The following is a 1,272-nucleotide window of genomic DNA, read 5'->3' on the forward strand; positions in this document are numbered from 1 at the left end:
GGGCACCTCGAAAAATTGCCCTGACTTGGCCGGGACGGTATGATGCTGGCAGAGTTCGGCTGCTGGAGCGCAATGATGTCGCAGATGGGGTTCTTTGATCTTTCGGATCGTTACGCGAGCCTTTATGCCAAGCGGGACCCGTTGGTCGAGATTGACTCCATCGTCCCCTGGGAGGAGTTTCGCCCGACGTTGGAGCGGGTCTGGCGCAAGCCCGAGGCGGAGCGCAAGTCGCGGGCCGGACGCAAGCCGATGGACGCGGTTGTGATGTTCAAGACGCTGGTGCTGGGCGCGCTCTACAACCTGTCGGACGACCAGATCGAATACCAGGTGCGCGACCGGCTGTCGTTCATGCGCTTCCTCGGCCTCGGGCTTCAGGATCGGGTGCCCGACGCCAAGACCGTCTGGCTCTATCGCGAGGGTTTGGCGCAGGCCGGGATGGTCGAGGCGCTGTTCAAGCAATTCGACGGCTATCTGGCGCGGCAGGGCTATATCGCGCGCGGTGGGCAGATCCTCGATGCGTCCATTGTGCCGGTTCCGAGGAACCACAACACGCGAGAGGAGAACGCGGCCATCAAGAACGGCGAGGTGCCGGAGGGCTGGGCGGACAAGCCCGCCAAGCGGTCGCAGAAGGACACGGATGCTCGTTGGACCAAGAAACACGGGAAATCCCACTACGGCTACAAGAACCATGTGAACGTGGACCGCAAGCACAAGCTGGTCCGCCGTTACCATGTCAGCGACGCAGCGCTGCATGACAGCCAGGCGGTGGATCATCTGCTCATGAGAGGCAACACCGGTTCGGACGTCTGGGCCGATCCGGCTTATCGCTCCGAGGAGATGGAGGCCAAGCTGCGCGCCCGCGGCCTGAAGAGCCGCATCCACCGCAAGGGCAAGCGCGGCAAGCCACTGACCGAACAAGGCAAGGCCAGCAACCGCACCAAGTCCGCCGTGCGCGCCCGGGTCGAGCATGTCTTCGGTGCCCAGACCAACGACATGGGCGGAACGCTGGTGCGCACCATTGGCCTGATCCGCGCAAAGGCCAAGATCGGGATGAAGAACCTCGCTTACAACATGCGAAGGCTCGTCCAGTTGCGCCGCCTGAACCTGTGCCCGGCGTGATCCGGGGTATGGACGTCAGGCCGAAAGGGCCGAAACCCGCCGCGACAAAGCGGAATGATCCGCGATCAAACGCCAAAGCCCCACCCCAAGCCGCTTCCTGAAGGCTTCAGGCCGCCAAACCGGAACTGAAAGGCAAAAAAATCGAGGTGCCCA

Annotated in this window: 1 protein-coding gene; it reads left to right on the plus strand. The window is 63.0% G+C overall.

The genetic code is table 11. The features are described from left to right. Window positions 1–75 precede the first annotated feature (75 nt). Window positions 76–1,119, plus strand: a complete 1,044-nt coding sequence (locus P0645_RS19205; RefSeq protein ID WP_284166163.1) for an IS5 family transposase — start codon at window positions 76–78, stop codon at window positions 1,117–1,119. The last annotated feature ends 153 nt before the right edge of the window (window positions 1,120–1,272 follow it).

The sequence above is a fragment of the Frigidibacter sp. SD6-1 genome (assembly GCF_030143255.1).
Taxonomy (GTDB): Bacteria; Pseudomonadota; Alphaproteobacteria; order Rhodobacterales; family Rhodobacteraceae; genus TMP-24.

What these genes read in the sequence shown, in the direction of transcription:
- P0645_RS19205 (WP_284166163.1), top strand. Translation starts at nt 76, where the DNA reads ATGTCGCAGATGGGGTTCTTTGATCTTTCGGATCGTTACGCGAGCCTT.